This is a genomic window from Xanthovirga aplysinae (genome assembly GCF_009711365.1).
GTDB classification, from domain to species: Bacteria; Bacteroidota; Bacteroidia; order Cytophagales; family Cyclobacteriaceae; genus Xanthovirga; species Xanthovirga aplysinae.
This window is the reverse complement of sequence record NZ_SMMB01000527.1, coordinates 1-2,110: the sequence shown is the minus strand read 5'-3', so window position 1 is coordinate 2,110 and position 2,110 is coordinate 1. Positions and strand designations below refer to the sequence as shown.

At 34.6% G+C, this 2,110-nt stretch carries 2 protein-coding genes; both read left to right on the top strand.

Translation table 11 applies throughout. From position 1 onward, the window contains the following. The coding region (locus E1171_RS02375; RefSeq protein ID WP_187696201.1) for an endonuclease/exonuclease/phosphatase family protein at nt 1-898 on the top strand (898 nt) is incomplete at its 5' end. 265 nt (nt 899-1,163) lie between these two features. Next, the coding region (locus tag E1171_RS02370; RefSeq protein WP_425509599.1) for an SDH family Clp fold serine proteinase at nt 1,164-2,110 on the top strand (947 nt) is incomplete at its 3' end.

Genomic DNA, 2,110 nt, shown 5'->3' with positions numbered 1-2,110 from the left:
ATTGATTAATTATTCTACAGCTCCTTCCTTGGAAAAAGATACTTTTTCGGTGATGACTTATAATATTGGTTTTATGTCTGGCCTTACCAATAATGTCGCCACTAAGTTTGATCCCGGATTATTTAGGAACAACAAGGATAGGGCTATAGAGTTAGTAAAAAAATACCAACCTGATTTTATTGGGTTTCAAGAGATCGATATTGATTCTAAGCGTAGTGCTTTTATGAATCAGTTAGATACTCTGGGAATTTATGGGGATTTTAAGCAAGCGGTTTTGGGGATTAACTGGGACAAGCGGTATGTTCCTTTTCCGTATTGGCCTATTTCAGCCAATTATGGGAAACTTCTTTCCGCCCAAGCTGTTTTAACCAAGTACCCTGTTACGGATTATAAAAGGGTTCTTTTGGAAAAACCGGAAGCCAATCCATTTTACTATAATGCTTTTTATATTGATCGTTTGATTCAGGTGCTTAAACTGGATATCAATGGAAAGCCTCTAGTTCTGATCAATGTTCATTTGGAAGCTTTTGATAGAGAGACCAGGGAAAAACATGCAAAAGTTCTTTTAGATACTTATAAAAAGTATAAAAATGATTACCCTGTCTTGGTTATTGGGGATTTTAATAGTCGGCAGAGGATGACTAATAATCAAAATGAGCAAGAGGCAACCATAGATCTTTTTAGAAATGAGCCTAATTTAACGATGGCGATTTCTGATAAAGAGTTTAATACTGCTCCTGAAGATTTTTTTACATTCGATAGTGGAAAGCCATACGAGAAAATTGATTACATCTTTTACACCAATGATAAAATTAAAATGGTAAAGGCTAAGGTATTAAAGGATGCAGGAACAATTTCAGATCATTTGCCGGTTTTAATGAAATTTGTATTAATATAATTGATTGATCTATGATTTGTAGGATTTAATTAATTCTTGGATTACTTTCTCTTCTCAAAAAAAGTAGTCTTCCAATGAAATACAGTAGTAATTTTAGTTTTCATTTATCCTACAAATCATGACCATATTTCTCCAAATTGTGTCAATTAATACCTCTTATTTTTTTCTAATCTAAAAAAACAATACTAGACAAATCTTTTAAAGCTTCAAATCCTGCTCTAAAACGATTCCTGAATTTCTAATGTTCTTTTGTAAAAGATTGAAAATGGAGAATATTCGATCAGCCATCGGACAATTAGAGAAAATAAGGAAAGTTCCTCAGTTTTTATATTTTGAAAGTATTGGTTTAAGAGGAAGTTATACCGTACGGCACGAGGTTCTGAAGTTTACCGCTTTTGCAAAGGGAATAAAGGAAATTGACTTTATTCTTAATTCAGGTGGAGGATCACCACATGATGCTTACCGCATTATTCGAGTATTGAGAAATGCTTTTGAAACTGTGAACATTATAGTTCCTTATTGGGCTAAAAGTGCGGCTACTCTCCTGGCTTTGGGTGGAAATCGAATAGTAATGGATGAAATGGGGGAATTAGGACCTTTAGATGTACAAATCCACAAACTTAGGGAAGATAGCCCTGATTATGCTAAGGAAAGTGCACTTATTGATGAGCATTCACTTCGTTTGATAGAAATACGATCAAAGGTGTTGTTTGAGGCTATGTTTGAAGATATGTATGCCAGTAAAAGCATTCCCATTAATCGTAATGAACTGGCCAAAATGCTTTTGGATTACATCAGTGAATTTTACAGACCACTTTTAAATCAAATTAACCCTTATAAGTTGGGTGACAATAAACGTAAACTTGATATTGCTGAACAGTATGCACGTCGAATTTTTCGATTATTTAATCCTCAAATTGCCAGAGATCGGATTGATTATTTGATTGATTACATGATTAATGGTTGTCCCGATCATGAATATGCACTTGATTACGAACTTATAAGTCAATTGCTTCCCATTGTAGAGCGGTCCACTTGCTATGGAAAGGAGTATTCTACCCGTCTATCTCAATTGGCCGATTTATTGATCCAAGCCAATGGAGATATTTCCTATATTGGATTTGTTTTGCAAGAAAAGGAAAAGAAAGAAAAAGAAGCTCCTAAGTCAAAAACGCTTCGTCCAGAGCCTAAGACTCGGCGTAAGGCCAGCTA